A 17,323-nucleotide genomic window follows, 5' to 3' on the forward strand; every position below is an offset into this window, starting at 1 on the left:
GAAACAGTGGTCGAGTGATCTATGAAAATCCGGCTCAGTGGTAAACCTGCCGCAGTAGCCATCGATAGTCTCCCAATCCTCTCGGCCCTTGTTTGAGACGGTTGGCAGCTCTCATCCCTTTATCCCACATACAAAAGCCCTCCATTTGCCTTGTTGATTTGCCCGGTCATACAGAAGAGCTCCCCCCGGCTGGACGGAACTGGAACTCTGAGCTGGTTCTCACCTATCTCAGACAAACTGGGTGAGAGTCTTCAGGGCTTCGACCTCGCGGAGTGAGTCAGGCCGCCACCGACTAAGTCGGGATAGCATCCGACCCAATGGCCGGGTCTACGAAACAAGTTCCACTACTGGGTGATTGAGAAATCGGTTTTGCGAATGACAAATAGCGGGGATAAAAAAAGAGGACAGACCGCATTGGTCTGTCCTCTGATCAATCAATCTACTGTGTTGCTACTTCAGCAGTAGCATCTTCTTGGTATCAACAAAAGCGTCAGCCTGCAAGCGATAGAAGTAAACACCGCTGGCGTTTCTTCCGGAGTTCCAGGTAACGCTGTGATGACCGGCACCGAAAGACCCATCCACAACCGTAGCAACCTTCTGACCCATGATGTTGAAGATTTCAAGGGTCACTCGGGCCGCATTCGGCAGCGCGAAGCTGATCTCAGTCAGCGGGTTGAACGGGTTGGGATAGTTCTGTCCCAATCCGAACTCGATCGGCAGGTTCTCGTCTGTCGGGTGAGCCACGAACGGGACAACGTCATCGCGGCAGTTGTTGTGCAACTCATTCAGACAGGTGGCGGTGAAGTTGACATCGGAGAGAGTTGCTCCGAAGCCGTCCAGCACCGCGGTGTTACCGCCGACCGCCATATCTGCAACGGCCAGGAACTCGTTGACGGTCAAACCGGCAAACGGTCCGCCACAAGAATCGATGACATAGGCGCCATAATTGCCGCCGCCATCGAGCAGACCCAGCAGCACCGGGATACCGGCTTCTGAGAACCCGACATTCAGTTTCAGGGCCAGTATCTGACCGGCCAGAACGCCCGCACTTGTGTACGTGGGGTTGTGGTAGTCATCGTCGAGTGTGCCGGGTGTCCCGCCGGCCGGCAGGTACTTCCGGACCTTACTGGAATTGGTCCAGTGGGCCGTGTAATAATCCGGATGACCGATGGTGACACCGTCCGGGAAGACATCATCGAAATAATGATCTCGGATGCAGCCCGGTTGGGTCGAGAACATGTCATCGGCCTGGCTATCCGGACAGTCGGTGCCCCAGCCACCCATCGTATAGGTGCAGAACTCACGCGGACAGGACTCTCTGAATATTTCCTGTGAGCAAGTATCGGAAGCGTTGCCACAGGTATCCATCGCGTACCAGTACCGCGTGTAGATGAACTCGCCGTCGTTCGGACCGGCGGCTGTGTCGGTACCGACCATGATTATGGCCGGATCAGAATCACAGTCATCAGTAGCCGTTGGCGGAGTGAATTCGAGCACATCCTCGCAACCGATGGTGTCGGCAGCAGCACACGCAATCACCGGTGGCGTGTTGTCCTCCACAGTGATCGTCTGAGTGGCCGACGAAGTGTTGCCACAAGAGTCAGCAGCCGTCCAGGTGCGAGTAATACTATACTCAGCCGGACAGTCGCCGAATGTGGTGTCGTCGGCATAGGACAAATCAGCCGGACCACAGGCATCAGTCGCACTTGGCGTGCTGAAGTTCGGTTCGGCGGGACATTCCAGAGTTTCATTGCCGCCCACGCCGGAGATTACCGGTGGCGTGTTGTCGACAACTGTAATGGTCTGGCTGGCCGTCGACGTGTTGCCACATGAATCAGCCGCCGTCCAGGTGCGAGTGACCGCGTACTCCTGCGGACAATCGCCCGGAGTGGTCTGGTCACTATGGCTCAGGCTGGCCGGGCCACAGGCGTCTGTCGCACTCGGAGTGCTGAACTGAGGCTCGGCCGGACAATCGATGGTTTGAGGACCACCTACACCGGTGATAACCGGAGCGGTGTTATCGACCACCGTTATGGCCTGGCTGGCCGTTGCCGTGTTGCCGCAAGCATCGGTAGCCGTCCAGGTACGAGTAACCGAATACTCCTGAGGGCAAGCGCCCGGAGTGGTTTGGTCACTGTACTCAAGCGTCGGGTCGCCGCAATTGTCTGAGGCCGACGGATTGCTGAAGACCGGTTCGGCCGGACACTCGATAGTCTGCGGTCCACCTACGCCAGAGATAACCGGCGGAGTCTCATCGCGAATGATGATGTTCTGCTGGCATGACGAAGAGTTGCCACAGGCATCAGTAGCTGTCCAGGTGCGCACAATCTCCAACGGACAAGTGGTAGTCACGGTGTCGTCGCTGGATACGATACTCGGGTTCGGATCGCAGGCATCGACCGCCGTGGCCTCACCATAGGCGCCAACCGACTCACAACTGAAGTCAACATCGCTGGGACAAGAAATGACCGGTGGCGTGTTGTCTTCGACCGTGATCGTCTGGCTGGCCGTGGAAGTGTTACCGCATTCGTCCACAGCCGTCCAGGTACGAGTCACCGAGAACTCCTGCGGACAGGCGCCCGGAGTGGTCTCGTCGTTGAACGAAAAGTCTACCGGACCGCAAGCGTCATTTGCTGACGGGTTGCTGAAGTTCGGTTCGGAAGGACACTCGATGGTCTCGTTGCCCCCCACACCAGAGATAACCGGCGCGGTGTTGTCAACGACCGTAATCGTCTGGCTGGCCGTTGAAGCGTTGCCGCAATCATCGGTGGCCGTCCAGGTACGAGTGATTGAGTACTCCTGCGGACATGCGCCCGGTGTGGTCTCGTCGTTGTAGCCCAGGTCAGCCGGACCGCAGGCGTCGGTTGCACTCGGATTGCTGAACTGAGGCTCGGCCGGACACTCGATTGTTTCCGGTCCACCGACACCGGTGATTACGGGAGCGGTGTTATCGACTACGGTAATTGTCTGACTGGCCGTTGAAGCGTTGCCGCAATCATCGGTAGCCGTCCAGGTACGAGTGATCGAGTACTCCTGTGGGCATGCGCCAGGAGTGGTCACGTCGTTGTAGCCCAGGTCAGCCGGACCACAGGCGTCGGTCGCACTCGGGTTGCTGAACACAGGCTCGGCCGGACACTCGATGGTTTCCGGTCCACCGACACCGGTGATTACGGGAGCGGTGTTATCGACTACCGTAATGGTCTGGCTGGCTGTGGCAGTGTTACCGCAAGCATCGGTAGCTGTCCAGGTACGTGTGACCGAATACTCCTGCGGGCAAGCGCCCGGAGTGGTTTGGTCGTTGTATTCAAGCGTCGGGTCGCCGCAATTGTCTGAGGCCGACGGATTGCTGAAGACCGGTTCGGCGGGACACTCGATAGTTTGCGGTCCACCCACGCCAGAGATAACCGGCGGAGTTTCATCATTAATGATGATATTCTGCTGGCATGACGAGGAGTTGCCACAAGCGTCGGTCGCGGTCCAGGTGCGCACGATCTCCAGAGGACAGGTCGTAGTGACCGTGTCGTCGCTGAAGTCGATACTTGGATCAGGATCGCAGGCATCAACCGCCGTGGCTTCACCAAAGGCACCGACCGATTCACAACTGAAATCAACATCGTTCGGGCAGCTGATGACCGGCGCAGTATTGTCTTCGACCGTGATTGTCTGGCTGGCCGTTGAAGTGTTACCACAGTCATCGACCGCTGTCCAGGTGCGGGTTACCGAGAACTCCTGTGGGCAGTTGCCCGGAGTCGTTACATCGTTAAACGAGAAGTCTACCGGGCCGCAGGCATCAGTCGCGTCTGGATTGCTGAAGACCGGTTCGGCCGGACATTCGATAGTCTGGGGACCACCGACACCAGTGATGACCGGGGCGGTGTTATCCTCAACGGTAATGGTCTGACTGGCCGTGGATGAATTGCCGCAGTCGTCGGTAGCTGTCCAGGTACGAGTGACGCTGTATTCCTGCGGGCAAGCGCCTGGGGTGGTCACGTCGTTGAACGAGAAGTCAACCGGACCACACGCATCGGTCGCACTTGGGTTACTGAAGACTGGTTCGGCCGGGCACTCGATAGTTTCCGGACCACCGACACCGGTGATTACCGGAGCCGTGTTGTCTTCGACCGTAATGGTCTGGCTGGCCGTCGACGTGTTGCCACATGAATCGGCAGCCGTCCAGGTGCGAGTGACCGAATACTCCTGCGGGCAATTACCCGGAGTGGTGACGTCGTTGAACGACAAGTCAGCGGGACCACAAGCATCGGTTGCGCTCGGGTTACTGAACACAGGCTCGGCCGGACACTCGATAGTCTCAGGACCACCGACACCGGTGATAACCGGAGCCGTGTTGTCCTCGACGGTTATGGTCTGGCTGGCCGTGGACGTGTTGCCACATGAATCGGCAGCCGTCCAGGTGCGAGTGACCGAATACTCCTGCGGGCAGTTGCCCGGGGTTGTGACGTCGTTGAACGACAAATCAGCGGGACCACAGGCATCGGTGGCACTCGGATTGCTGAAGACCGGCTCGGCCGGGCATTCGATAGTCTCAGGACCACCTACACCGGTGATGACCGGCGCCGTGTTGTCTTCCACCGTTATGGTCTGACTGACGCTGACTGAATTGCCGCAGGCGTCAGTAGCCGTCCAGGTACGAGTGACACTATACTCTTGGGGGCAGGCGCCCGGAGTGGTGACATCGTTGAACCCGAACTCCGGATCGCCGCAGTTATCGGTAGCGTTCGGTGTGCTGAACTGAGGCACGGCCGGACATTCGATTGTATCATCGGGTCCTACGCCGGTGATAACCGGATCAGTCTCATCGGTGATGTAGATATTCTGCACACAAGTGTCGGCCATGCCGGCCACATCGGTAACGATCCAGGTGCGCTCGATCCATACGAGATAGCCGTCGACATCGCAGTCACCTTCGGTCACATTGTCACTGTAGGTGGTGTCGATCGGCGGACAGTTGGCATCGACCAGCGGCCAGCCGGTGTTGGCCGGAGCTGCGCTGGCGTTGCAGCCGATAGTGGCATCGGGCGGGCAGGTGATCGTCACCGCGCAGAGTTTGTTACCGAAATTCATGTCGCCCTGGTCGGTGACATCGGCGCTCAACGCGACTTTCCAACCATAGGCAGCACTATCATCCACGAATCCAAAGTCGAACCCTGTGCCAACACCGACGACGTCGCCGGGCTGCGGATAGGTCTGCATCCAACCGATAGATGCCGGATTGAATCGCTGAGCATCTTCGACAATATTCCAGACAACGTTCGAGGTCAGATTGGGGAAGGAGTAGTTGCCGGTTTCATCCGTCACAGTGAAGGTTTCAAAGTTAATGCCTTCGAGTGATCCGGAAACATAGATCCTCCATCCGGACAAAGTCTGCTCGGCATTGTCGAGGAGTCCGTTGCCGTCGGTATCCTGCCACTTGAGACCGCTGACCGCGCCGGGTAGCCGCTCCGGAATCGGAATCGGTACTGTCTTGGCGCCACCGGCGAACTCGACCTCAATGTGACCGGACGAGCCCGGCACCCAGCCGGCCCCGTTGCGCACGTCGGCCGGGAAAGCGCCCAGCGAATACAGATAACCACCCCAGTCATCGGTGGGGTATTGGTCGTACTGCTCCTGTAGCGAGTTGGCCCAGACAAAACTGCGTGACTCGTGCAACTGGTAGTAAATCACGATAGTATTCGTAGTCAACGGAATACCGGCGGCAACAAGGTCGGCCTTGGTGATGGTGAATGTGGCCTCGGCCGCATCGGGCGTATTCTCGCTCGTGAAGTCGGAGGCGCGGTTGACCTGCGAGTTGGGCAGATTCAGCAGAGAGAAGTTGGTCCATTCGTTGTCCAGAGGATCGGCGTTGCCGATATCGTTCTGGGCGTCTTCGATTCCGGCCCGAGTGGCGTCAGGATAGGCCGTTCCGGCATCATTGACCCAGCCTTCACCGTCGGCCAGAACTGTAGTGCCGGCCTGGATGCCCCTGACCAGATCGACAAACCGGTTGCCCTGGCTGGTGAAGTCATAAGACATGTGGATGTCCGGGAAACCGTCCATATTCGGGAAGTCGGTTTGGACGTTGCTGATAATCAACTGATATGGCACCCATTCGCCTTCGGCCCAGGTGTTACCCAGGTTACCGGTGGTCCATTCAGCCGTAATCGCACCGCCGCCGCCTTCATTGGCGCGGTAGCCCGTAGATGTAATGCTGGTTGCCTGTCCGAAAGCGGTGGCCGAAAGGCCGATAGAACACAGAATCGCTATGGTGAACACCAAAGCGGACTGCCTTCCATTTGTCGTGAACAGGTTTTTCATAGTCCCTCTCCTTCTAGAAAAGAGCGTTAACGGTTAGTACTGTTTATTTCCATACTCTCTAAGGTGAGTAGTTGTAGGCTGCAAGAAGATGGATTCGCCGGCCTGTTGTTTAGTAACAGAGTTTAACACAAATACCGTCCACTGGCAAGCTGAAAATGCCTGCCTGGAGCGGCTTTGCACATGTACATATTAGACCTATAATACTTTTTTATCAGCATGCTTAGAATACGCGAATAGGGTCTAAGCTGTTTGCAGGATTCTCCACAGAGCCCAGAATCTGCGATTTGGGGATTGATCCTATCGACTTATCTACCCACATCGTTGCTTTTGACTTACTCCAGTCAGAGTGCTTTTGGGTCCTTTGCTGGATTGACCCTGAGTGATTAGGTTTGTAACTGATTGTGGTGCCAAAACAAAGCTCCCCCGAATAGACGAGTTTTGCAACTGGCTGATGGATGCGGCCTCTGATGTCTTTATTCAACTCGGATCCTTCTGTGCTTGGCTCTCAGATCAGCCGGGAGACAAGAAAAGAATCGGCCGTGACAGCACATCCTATGTTTCGCTCGACAAGGAGAAGGTGCGGGGAGCAGAGCCGACCCAACCCAACTGCGCTCAAGCCGTGAGCCTACCGCTCGAGCTTACAGGAAGCCGTGATCGTTTCGCTGTCTGGTGCAGCCGCCGACAGACCCGAATATCGATTGACAGAGATCGTCTATTGGATGTATGTTACTGTGTGTTAGCAACCCACTTCTCTTTTGGAAGTAAAGTTTCATACTGGAGATGGCTGTGTTTGCATTGCGACAAATCGGTCAACGGGTGCACTTGGCAAGGGAGATATGATGGACGCACAGAGCCTGGAACAAGAGCTCAAAGGCAAGGTTGATCTGACCCCCTTTCGTGACCTTCCACTCGGCTTATATCTGGTTACTCCAAACGGCAAGTTTGTTGACTGCAACCCGAAGCTGCGACAGATACTGGGGCTTTCCGAAGCCGATTGGCGGGATAAATCCATCGCACACTTCTACGTCAGAAAACGTAGTCGCGAAGAGCTACTTGAGCTCGCTAGAAGTGCTGAGCCCAAAGGTAGTTTCGTTGAAAACCAAGAGATAGTCTTTAACGTAAGCAATAGTAAGATATGGGTTAAGTCAAGTTGTCGAGCTATACGGGATGATGACAACGAGAATGTTATTGGTTACCACGGCTATCTGGTTGATGTTACCGAGGAAGTTGAGTATCGTAGCCTCTTTGAGGATGTTCCCATTGGAGTTTTTCGTCTGGACAAGGATGAGAATTACCTGATGGTTAACCAGTCGCTTGCGCGGATGCTCGGCTACGACTCCCCCGAAGAACTTCTCGGTAAGCACATCGGGTTATTCTACGCCGAACTCAGCCGGGCATCGGCAATCAAAACTCGAATGCTTGATGGAGAAACGGATGTTATAGAGCAGGTGGAACTGACCAAGAAGTCGGGCGAGATTGTCATCTGTTCTGTATTCACTAGAGGATTGTTCACACCAGACAATCACTACGATGGTCGCGAGGGTGTTGTAATTGATATAACCACCCAGGCACGGTATCGAGAGATTTTGGACGAAATGCCGGTGGGGATGTTCTTGCTGCGGACGGAGGATGGAAAAGACATTGTACGGGCTTGCAATAACGCTTTCCTGAGGATTTTTGGGTGCGAAACACCCGATGAGATGATTGGTAGAGACATCCTCGATATGTATGTGAATACAGATGACTACGAGAATCTCAAGGCGGAAGTACAAAAGGAGCACGAGCAGGGCCGTCCACTTGTTGGCTACGGGCTGAAGGTGAAAACGCTTGAGAAAGAACCTCGTGAGTTTACGATAGAAGTGAATGTCAGGTTGTTGACTGACAAGAGCGGCCAGGAGATCGGCCGGGTCGGTGCTATCCGAGATATTAGCGATGAGGCAGCACTATGGGAACTGAAGCGGGATGTCGGACACACCTTGCATACTTACAGTTCGATGCTCAACCTTATCCAATATACGATTGAGCCGGTCCGTGCCCATACCCAACGAGCGCCATTTGAAGCAACGGGTACGGCACCTGATGACGAAACGTACACACTTGAGACCATCCTACACCATCTGAAGAGCGGGCTTGAAGAACTTCTTGAAACTGCTAAACAGCTTGCGAAAAGCGGAGATGTGGAGCCTCTTCTGCCAAGTGACCTGCTACACACAGAATTGCTTAACCTCGCCGACTACGATACTCGAGTCTCCTATCCTGAGCTTCATCTTGCAGCAATCCATGACTCAGCAACCAAGATCGCCACCCTGTCGGATGTATCTCTGACCAACGAAGCTCTTGATGAACTCGTTGGTAACGTACTGCGAGCGGCCGAAGATGTTGAACGATACTGCTGTTTGGAGGACGTTCGATTTCTTGCGAACGCAGTTCAGAATATGGATTATCAGGTTCGAGCATTTCGCAGCTTCGTGATATCGAGTCAACGCACAGACCTTAACATGAGCGAATACAACCTGGATGCAGTCATCTTACAGGGAGTCAGTGAACACCGTGCGTTTGCCGTTTCACGAAATGTCAGATTCGATTTCAGAAACGATGCTCGTTCGACAAAAATAACGGCCGCTGAGTCAGATATTGTCCGAGCCTTTGGGAACATAATTCACAATGCGATAAAGTATAGCTGGGCCAAGGCTGTTCAGCCGTCGGAAGTTAGAATTCACTCGTACGTTAAGGGAGATGATGCCGTCACCGAGATCAGCAGCTATGGTGTAGCAATAACTAAGGAAGAGATCGATCAGGAACTGATATTCGAACTTGGTTACCGTGGCGTTTGGTCCGGTGACCGGGGTCGACTTGGGACCGGAGTCGGACTGCATGATGCCCGGGATGTCATTCGCCAACATGACGGAGATATCACAGTAACAGCCAGATCGGTGGCAACAAGGCCAGACCCAAATGATCCGTACGCCGGGCCCTTCATGGTAATTGTCACGGTGAGAATACCGAGAAAACGGTAAGGAGTCGAGAATGGAATCAAGGAAAAGAGTCCTCTGGATTGAAGACGGCGCTCTGTTTGAGTACAAGCATGTTTCTGCTCCAGTTTTGAATAGCCGCAATTACGAACTGGTCATAGCGCTGGACGCTACCGATGCTGAGCGAGAATTGGCAGGAGGTAAGTTTGATATTGTCATTTTCGACATCAGATTGGACTCAGGATCAGGGAAGAAGTGGAGAGAATCCTTCGCATCAGCCAAAGGTAACAAAGAAGAAGCCAGACTAGGACTTGTCTTGCTGTATGCCATTTTCTTGCCGGAGAAGACGACGATGAAACTCGACAAGTCTGTCGAGTGGCTGACTCAATCTCAAGTGGGAGTACTGTCGATTGAGACCTGGGCGGAGCTTTGCGATCACCTTGACGACCTTGCGATTTCTGAAGATGCATACCGGAACAAGTCACAGGATGCCGGATCGAATATCCTTCTCGAATTGATCGAGAGTATTGAAGCAAAACAGTAGTCTACAGTAAGAATCACTTGGATACTCCACTTTCACATTCGGATGCCGCTACATTCCTGACTATCTCGGTGACCTTACTGGTTTTTAACGTAGGTCTTCCCGGTCTAATTGTCCAGATTGCAACTCCAGAGAGATTCCGGACTCTCATCAGGAGATATCAAGGGAGAGTATTCTTTGGACTCCTACCTGCTACCATGTATCTGTTCGGGTTGTCGGCTGCTTTTGCCTGGCTCATCTTCCCTCACCCCCCATTGCTGCCGCTCGTGCCCTGGAATGGTAGCTTTGCAGGCCACTTAACAGTATTCGGATTGGCGATCAGCTTGGCCACCTGGGTTGTCTATTTCAGGCTCTCTGGAGTCTCCAGATTGATCCAATTACTCGGTGAGAAACTCAAGAGTGGTTTGGAAGATCGTGACGCGATATCTCCTGATCACTTGAAAGACTTGTTGTTCATTGGAGAATACTGTGAGGCCGGCGGAGAGAAGAATCAGGTGATTGATCTGCTCGTTGAGCTTATCCCACCGAGAAGTAGAAGTGGGGACGTGTATTTGGAGTCGGTACTGAGGAAAGCTGTGAACATTGTCATTAATCCTGCCCAGCCGGGTAACGAAGAGAATTACTTTGGCTTGCTCGCACTCGCCACAAGCATTATCGACGGTCGGCAGGATACAAACCAAGCCGGTCACAAACTCGCTAATTTGGTGTGGGAGCTAATCAGGCGCCTGGGAGTTGAAGCTGTCCGAACCCAGCCCAGAACAGTCTGTCACCAGTTTCTCAAAGCTTCAGCTGGAAATGCGGTAGTTCTGTTTGAAATTGGAGAGGCCGCTCTGGCTTCTAACCGTCACCGCGTTGTCCAAGATACTCTGCACAGGCTTGAGATCTTGGGAGAGAAGGCGGGTTTGGCCCAAAACGACGAGACACGTGCTCTTCTCTCATTTCTGGCCTATCTCTCACACAGCGAAAGCAAGTCAATGTCGAGCCTGGCTTTGTCATATCTGGAGCTCAGGCAAATCCACTTCTCCCCATCCAGGAAGAAGTGCCTCCTCCATACTCTTTCCCTAGAGACACGCTTTGATACTCAGGATGCGCTCCGCGAATTGTATCAGACACTATACAAGAAAGAACCACCAGCCGCATAGCGGCACGATGATTTCGAGATTTTTATGTTGCAGGTAATCGTCTATGATAGGTTTCTTACTTTCAGACATAGATATATGCGCTGGAGAACACTGCATGGGTAGAGTCAGGGATCGACGAGACCTGCACTTGGAACAACGCATCCGAGAAATGATCAGGGATCACCCCGAGGTTTCGATTGAACAGATAGCACTGTTGCTCAACGCGTCGATTTCCAAAGTTAAATCAGTGGCAGGAAAGACCAGCCCATCCAGACCGAAGCCGATACCAACTGAGAATCAGCAGCCCCCAAACAACAATACCATCTGATGTCAGCTATTCTCAGTTGCAGCAGACCCGCAGAAGATCCGATCTAGTGCACTTAAAACACAACTCTTTACCCCACATACAAAAAGCCCTTCAACTACATAGCTGAAGGGGTCCAAATGCAATTTAAGCTCCCCCGGCTAGACTCGAACTAGCGACCCGCTGATTAACAGTCAGCTGCTCTACCAACTGAGCTACAGGGGAGTATAACGAATATCACCCACGTCGGGCAGGCTCCATTATATTCTTTCTCGGCATTTTGTCAACCGGTTTTACACGGCCATTGCAGCTAATATAAGCTCCCGAGCAGTAGCTTCAGAACCAGGTCATTGGTCCTCAAAACCTAAAGGATTGACCGCCCCACTGAAATTGCGCCGGGTGAAACTCTGGCAGTTTCAAGCCGTATAAACAGCCAAAGAGACACTTTACAAAGAACCCCGAGGTGACCAGATGAAATCATACCTAAAAATAACTCTGATAATCCTGGCTCTGGCTGCCATGATAGGCGCCGTGGCTTTGGCCAAAAGCTCTCGCTCCAATCGCGGCGCCTGGCTGGGCGTTGTTACCCAATCGGTCGACTACGATCTGGCCGAGGCATTCGACCTCGATATCAAATATGGCGTCATCGTCAATGAACTTGTCGAAGATTCTCCGGCTGAAGAGGTCGGGCTTGAGATCGATGACATAATTGTCGCGGTCGATGGCGAAGAAGTCACCGATTATGACGATCTGGTCGACCTGCTGGATGAACGCAAAGTTGGTGATCAGGTGACGATAAGTCTGTTCCGTGACGGCGAAAAAATTGATGTTTCGGTCGAGCTGGCCGAACGTCCGCGGGGTCGCTTCAAATGGGATGCCGGCTCGAACTACAGCTACGGACTCGGAAACTGGTCCCACTCCAGTCATGCCTACATTGGTGTGCATGTCACCGATCTTTCCCGCCAGTTGGGTGAGTTCTTTGGTGTTGACAAAGGTCGCGGCGCTCTGATTCGGGAGGTCGAGGAAGATTCACCGGCTGATGAGGCCGGTCTGAAAGCGGGCGATGTCATTGTTGCTATCGACTCCGACAAGATACGCGATGCCGGAGATGTGGCTGAGTATATTCACGACACCGAGCCCGGCGATAATCTGAGCGTTACTGTAATGCGCGACAAAGTGGAAGTCACGCTTGAGGTAGAGGTGGATGAATCGCATGGCGGTTCTCGCTTTGGTGGTTTGTTCGACACTTACTACACGCCACACGTTCCCAGCCCATCGGTAGACATCAACCTGGACGCCCTGGATGCGTTGGATGATCTGGACATTCGAGTCCCGAACCTGCGCAGCAACTTTCACAGCAGTTTCAGGGCGCCGCTCGATCGGGATCGTGACAAACTGAAAGGTGAGATGGAGAAACTCCGCCAGGAGTTGAAGGAAATGCAGAAGGACCTGCGCAAGGAAATGAAAACCGAACTTGACATCCTTCGCGAGATGATCGACAACTGATTTCGACTATTATTAAAGTACCTCCGACTTGACCAGTCATTAAACGGTCTGCTTGAAAGAAGCCCCGCTCGACGGGGCTTCCTTTTTGGAAGTTCTTTCTTGCCCTGGGGTGCGGTCCCGGTATATTGCAAAAGTATGCCCAATATCAGCGTAGAAAAGTTCTATAGTTCGCGCAACCAGGACCTGGAACTCACCCTGCTGAATACAGAAGCCGGGATGAGGAAGATCATCAGCAATCCGGAGTTACACCGGCCGGGCTTGGCCTTGACCGGGTTTTTCGAGCGTTTCGCCTCTCAACGGGTGCAGGTGCTGGGTGAAACGGAATTGGCCTTTGTGCAGCAACTTACCGCAGAGCGCATGACAGAGGTGTCGGAGCGTCTTTTTGAGCACGACATTCCTATGGTCATCATCACCAAAGCTATCGCCCCGCCGGACGAGTTCCTCAAGGCCGCCGATAAGCACGGCACGGCGGTGTTTTCCAGTCGTCTGACAACAGCCGAAATGACCAACCGGCTATCCGCTTTTCTCGATCTCTTGTTCGCCCCCAGCATAAACGTCCATGGCTCGCTGGTTGATGTGTACGGGGTTGGTCTTCTCTATACCGGCAAGTCGGGCATCGGCAAGTCGGAGGTGGCGCTGGACCTGGTCGAACGCGGCCATCGATTGGTGGCCGATGATGTCGTCAAGATCACCCGCACCGCGCCGGATGTCATTATCGGCACTAGTTCGGAGCTGTTGGGGCATCACATGGAAATCCGCGGTGTTGGGATTATCGACATCGAAGAGCTGTTCGGTATCCGCGCTATCCGGATGCAGAAACGGATCGAGGTCGAAGTAAACCTGACTCTTTGGCAAGAAGGTGAAGATTACGAACGGCTGGGCATCGAGGACAAGATGACCAAAGTGCTGGCGGTGGAATTGCCGGTGGTCAAAGTGCCTATTTCGCCGGGGAAAAACATCACGGTGATCTCCGAAGTCATCGCCATGAACCACATGCTCAAAGTGTACGGTGAGAATTCGGCGATCGAGTTCACCAAGAAGCTGTCGCAGAAGATCAACCGCCAGTCTCAGACAATGGGCTATCTTGAGGCGGATTACGAGTAGACAGCGTCGGCTGACTGTTTTCCCGCCCCCCAAAACCCCTTGCATTTCAGAACACATTCTTTATACTGCGTGACCGAGTTTCTGCATATAACGGAACCGGACGGCAAACGACCTGTACAAGTTAGGAAAAACGACTCTAAGGTAGGAATGTTCATGAAATCGACAGTTAAAGCAGTAGTTCTGGTTCTCACTTGGGCCCTGATAGCCACCCTCTCAGGCTGTGGGGGCTCCGGAGGCCGCACCGTGGCGGTGGTAGACGACTATGAAATCTCCACTGAGGAGTTCGAGCGGTTTTACCCGGTTGGTTATTACGCCTTCCCCAGTGCACAGGACGAATTCGACAAGAAACTGGAACAGGTTGACAGCCTGATGATTATTCACATGCTTGTGCATGCGGCTTACGAACTGGGTATCGACCGTTCTGAAGAACTAGCCCGAGTGGTGCTGGCCAATAAGGACCGATTCCTGCTTGATATCCTCTACAAAACCGAAGTGAGTGACAAGGCAACTGTGGGAGATACCGAAGTACGTGACTTCTGGGAACGCCTGGAGGACAAGATTAGAGCTTCGCATATTGTGGTAAGCGACGAGGACACCGCTCAGGTGTTGTTTGAGCGTCTGAAAGCCGGTGAGAGTTTTGAGAAGATCGCTTACGAGCGTTCAATCGACCCTTCGGCCAAAAGAAACAAGGGGGATTTGGGCTATTTCACCTGGGGCGCTTTGGTGGATGAAGTTCAAGAAGTGGCTTTTCAGATGGAGCCCGGTGAGCTTTCGCCGCCGGTGGAATCCAATCTCGGATTTCATTTGATCAAGCTGGTGGACCGACTGCCGAACGAACAACGCCGCGAATTCAAGACTATGAAAGCCGAACTTGAACAGCAAGTCACGGCGCGCAAGCGTTACGCTCTGCAACGGGATTTCTTCAAGTATATCACCGAAGCTTATCCGGTGACTATCGATACCACCACTTGTGCCTATCTGCTTCACAAGCGGGAACAGATGTATCCACCCCAGCTTTTGGAAACCCTGCCGCGCAACGATTTTGATGTGGAGCAACTCGACCGGAACGAGCGGGAGTTGGTGGTAGGGTCCTGGGACGGCGGCCAGATGACAGTGGTGGAGTATCTGGAAGAGATTAAAAAGATACCTGCCAATGTACGCCCCGATCTGGATAAGTACGATTCTCTGGCCCTGGTCATTGCAGCCATCAAACGGCAGGACATCCTGCTGATCGAAGCGCACCGGCGCGGACTGGACTCCGATCCTGAAATGTCTCGCAAGCTGAAGTTGTTCAAAGAGTACACGATGGCCGACATGATGCGTAACGACTCGCTTCCCAAATCGCCGCCGCCGGACGACGGTGTCATCAGGATGTACTACGACAAGCATCCAGACGAGTTTACCGATCCGGCAACCTATCATGTGTATGAGATTCTCCTGGCCGATGAGTTGAAAGCGATCGAGTTGAGGAACAGTATCAAAACTGAAGAGGAGTTCAGGGAGATAGCCCTGGAGATTTCGGAGCGACCCGGAAAGCGTGCGCTCCAGGGGGATCTCGGTTACATTCGTCCTGAAGCTTATCCCGACATTCACGCCGTGGCGGCCAAAACAAGAGTGAGAACCATCGGCGGTCCGGTGGTAACTCGCGGCAAGTATTCCATCTTTTGGGTGTCCGACAAAACAGAACCGGTACTGAAAGATTTCCTCGGTGTCAAACGGATCATCTTCGAGAAAATATCACAACAGAATTCTCATGCCGCCTTTGCGGCCTGGGTGGACGAGCGCAAACAGACAATAGATTACGAAGTCTATGAGGACGCGCTCCGGGCTACAATTGACATGGATAGGTATCCTGATGAGGAAGAGACCGGTTCATAACGGCACTCGAATGATCAGTTTGGTGAGATACCTGCAACTGATGTTGCCGGTCTTGCTGTTGGTGTCTTCATCAGCCTATGCTCAGCGTGAGACGGTCGACAAAATAGTCGCGGTAGTAGGCGATCAGGTCATTTTGGCTTCAGAGCTGGCCGGGCAGATTCAATTCACCGCCCTTCAGACAGGTCGTCAGCCTCGATCTGAAAGCGAGGTGGAGGAGCTCCAGAACGAAGTGCTGGATCAGATGATCTCCGACCAGCTTTTTCTGATAGCCGCCCGCCTGGACACAACTATCAATGTACGCAATGAAGAAGTCGAAATGGCGCTGGACGAACGGGTGGCCACTATATCGAAAAATTTCCCTACCGAACAGGCTTTTCTCGACGCTTTGGCGGCCGAAGAGATCACTCTGCGGGAATTACGCAAGCGATTCAAGAGCGAAGTCAAGAACCAGATTCTCAAACAGCGTTTCATTCAAAAGAAGCTGTCGTCGGTCTCCATCTCTCGGCACGAGGTGGAGAAGTTCTATGGCGAGTTTAGGGATTCAATTCCGGCCCAACCGGAGGCAGCCAGGCTGGCCCATGTCCTGTTGAGTATCCAGCCGTCGACCGATGTCGAAGATTCAGTCATGCAAAGAGCCACACAACTGAGGCAGGAGATACTGGACGGCGCCGATTTCGCCGACATCTCCCGCCAACATTCCTCGCTGGGCGCCGGCGCCGAAGGCGGCGATCTCGGATGGATATCTCGTGAGGATGTCGTGGAAGAGTTCGCTCGTGCCGCCTTCCAGTTGCAGGAAGGTGATATCTCAGGCGTTGTGCGCTCACCCTTTGGCTATCACGTCATCAAGTGTGAAGGCAAGCGTGATGACAAGCTCAAGCTCAGGCACCTTTTGCTGGCCGTAACGCCATCGGCCGGGGATACCATCCGAGTACTTGACTTGGCCGATTCATTGGTGCAGTCGCTACGTGAGGGAGCCTCGTTTGAGGAGACAGCCAAGATATTCTCGGCCGACAATGAAACGCGCACCCAGGGGGGTGAACTGGGTTGGTTTGCATTGGGCAATCTACCGCCGGAGTTTGCAGCCGCCGTGGCTGGGTGGAACACGCCGGGCGAATACCGTGGACCGATTACAACCCAGTATGGCGTGCATCTGTTCAAGCTTCTGGAATACCAAGCCGAGAAAGAGTACACACTGGACGATGATTTTGATTCCCTCAAAGAACTGGCCCGGCAGGATAAAACCGGACGGTTGGTCGACAAGTGGATCGGTCAGATCAAAGCTGAGACTCATATCGAAAACAGGCTGGACAACTGATGCGCCTGGATGACTACCTCTCGACTGTCGGCATGATAAAGCGGCGCACCGTTGCCAAAGAACTAGCCCAGAAAGGGCTGGTTCATGTCAACGAGCGGCGAGCCAAACCGGCCTACCAGATCAAACTTAACGATATCATTGCAATCCGGGGCACCCATCCGGTAACGGTCGAGGTGGTCGGTATTCCCACCGGATCGGTACCCAAAGAACGTCGCGAAGAGTTTTTCCGTATTCTACCCACCGAGCAATAGCCATTCAGCCCCGACGCTG

At 53.7% G+C, this 17,323-nt stretch carries 9 protein-coding genes and 1 tRNA gene; 8 read left to right on the forward strand and 2 right to left on the reverse strand.

All coding sequences use genetic code 11. The annotated features are described in order from the left end of the window. Positions 1–450 precede the first annotated feature (450 nt). Positions 451–6,312, reverse strand: coding sequence for a T9SS type A sorting domain-containing protein (locus OEV49_09150; GenBank protein MDH3891238.1), 5,862 nt, complete (start codon positions 6,310–6,312; stop codon positions 451–453). 839 nt (positions 6,313–7,151) lie between these two features. Between OEV49_09150 and OEV49_09155 the strand changes: the two genes are divergently transcribed. The 3 genes from OEV49_09155 to OEV49_09165 are packed head-to-tail and all read left to right on the forward strand — an operon-like array spanning position 7,152 to position 10,967. Next, positions 7,152–9,329, forward strand: coding sequence for a PAS domain S-box protein (locus OEV49_09155; protein ID MDH3891239.1), 2,178 nt, complete (start codon positions 7,152–7,154; stop codon positions 9,327–9,329). A gap of 10 nt (positions 9,330–9,339) precedes the next feature. Next, the gene (locus tag OEV49_09160) at positions 9,340–9,828 is read left to right on the forward strand and encodes a hypothetical protein (GenBank protein ID MDH3891240.1); all 489 of its coding nucleotides are present in this window, start codon (positions 9,340–9,342) and stop codon (positions 9,826–9,828) included. A 17-nt stretch (positions 9,829–9,845) separates the two neighbouring features. Continuing rightward, on the forward strand, positions 9,846–10,967 hold the full coding sequence (locus OEV49_09165; GenBank protein ID MDH3891241.1) for a hypothetical protein: 1,122 nt from the start codon (positions 9,846–9,848) through the stop codon (positions 10,965–10,967). 435 nt (positions 10,968–11,402) lie between these two features. Here the strand turns inward: OEV49_09165 and OEV49_09170 are convergent. Beyond that, positions 11,403–11,475, reverse strand: a tRNA-Asn gene (locus OEV49_09170). A 246-nt stretch (positions 11,476–11,721) separates the two neighbouring features. Between OEV49_09170 and OEV49_09175 the strand changes: the two genes are divergently transcribed. The 5 genes from OEV49_09175 to OEV49_09195 all read left to right on the forward strand — a co-directional run bounded on the left by OEV49_09175 (position 11,722) and on the right by OEV49_09195 (position 17,304). Beyond that, positions 11,722–12,756 carry a PDZ domain-containing protein gene (locus OEV49_09175; GenBank protein MDH3891242.1) on the forward strand — a complete coding sequence of 345 codons (1,035 nt, stop codon included), beginning with the start codon at positions 11,722–11,724 and terminating at the stop codon, positions 12,754–12,756. Positions 12,757–12,891: 135 nt separating this feature from the next. Continuing rightward, a complete protein-coding gene (gene hprK / locus OEV49_09180; GenBank protein MDH3891243.1) occupies positions 12,892–13,860 on the forward strand; it encodes an HPr(Ser) kinase/phosphatase in 969 nt (322 codons plus the stop codon). A gap of 153 nt (positions 13,861–14,013) precedes the next feature. After that, complete coding sequence (locus tag OEV49_09185; GenBank protein MDH3891244.1) at positions 14,014–15,738, forward strand: peptidylprolyl isomerase; 1,725 nt, start codon at positions 14,014–14,016, stop codon at positions 15,736–15,738. Then, entirely contained in the window at positions 15,716–17,053 is a 1,338-nt protein-coding gene (locus OEV49_09190) for a peptidylprolyl isomerase (protein ID MDH3891245.1), read from the forward strand. The genes OEV49_09185 and OEV49_09190 overlap by 23 nt, the downstream gene beginning before the upstream one ends. Beyond that, a complete protein-coding gene (locus OEV49_09195) occupies positions 17,053–17,304 on the forward strand; it encodes a S4 domain-containing protein (protein ID MDH3891246.1) in 252 nt (83 codons plus the stop codon). The genes OEV49_09190 and OEV49_09195 overlap by 1 nt, the downstream gene beginning before the upstream one ends. The last annotated feature ends 19 nt before the right edge of the window (positions 17,305–17,323 follow it).

The sequence above is a fragment of the Candidatus Zixiibacteriota bacterium genome (assembly GCA_029860345.1).
GTDB lineage: Bacteria > Zixibacteria > MSB-5A5 > GN15 > FEB-12 > JAJRTA01.

What these genes read in the sequence shown, in the direction of transcription:
- OEV49_09150 (MDH3891238.1), bottom strand. Translation starts at nt 6,312, where the DNA reads ATGAAAAACCTGTTCACGACAAATGGAAGGCAGTCCGCTTTGGTGTTC.
- OEV49_09155 (MDH3891239.1), top strand. Translation starts at nt 7,152, where the DNA reads ATGGACGCACAGAGCCTGGAACAAGAGCTCAAAGGCAAGGTTGATCTG.
- OEV49_09160 (MDH3891240.1), top strand. Translation starts at nt 9,340, where the DNA reads ATGGAATCAAGGAAAAGAGTCCTCTGGATTGAAGACGGCGCTCTGTTT.
- OEV49_09175 (MDH3891242.1), top strand. Translation starts at nt 11,722, where the DNA reads ATGAAATCATACCTAAAAATAACTCTGATAATCCTGGCTCTGGCTGCC.
- hprK (MDH3891243.1), top strand. Translation starts at nt 12,892, where the DNA reads ATGCCCAATATCAGCGTAGAAAAGTTCTATAGTTCGCGCAACCAGGAC.
- OEV49_09185 (MDH3891244.1), top strand. Translation starts at nt 14,014, where the DNA reads ATGAAATCGACAGTTAAAGCAGTAGTTCTGGTTCTCACTTGGGCCCTG.
- OEV49_09190 (MDH3891245.1), top strand. Translation starts at nt 15,716, where the DNA reads ATGAGGAAGAGACCGGTTCATAACGGCACTCGAATGATCAGTTTGGTG.
- OEV49_09195 (MDH3891246.1), top strand. Translation starts at nt 17,053, where the DNA reads ATGCGCCTGGATGACTACCTCTCGACTGTCGGCATGATAAAGCGGCGC.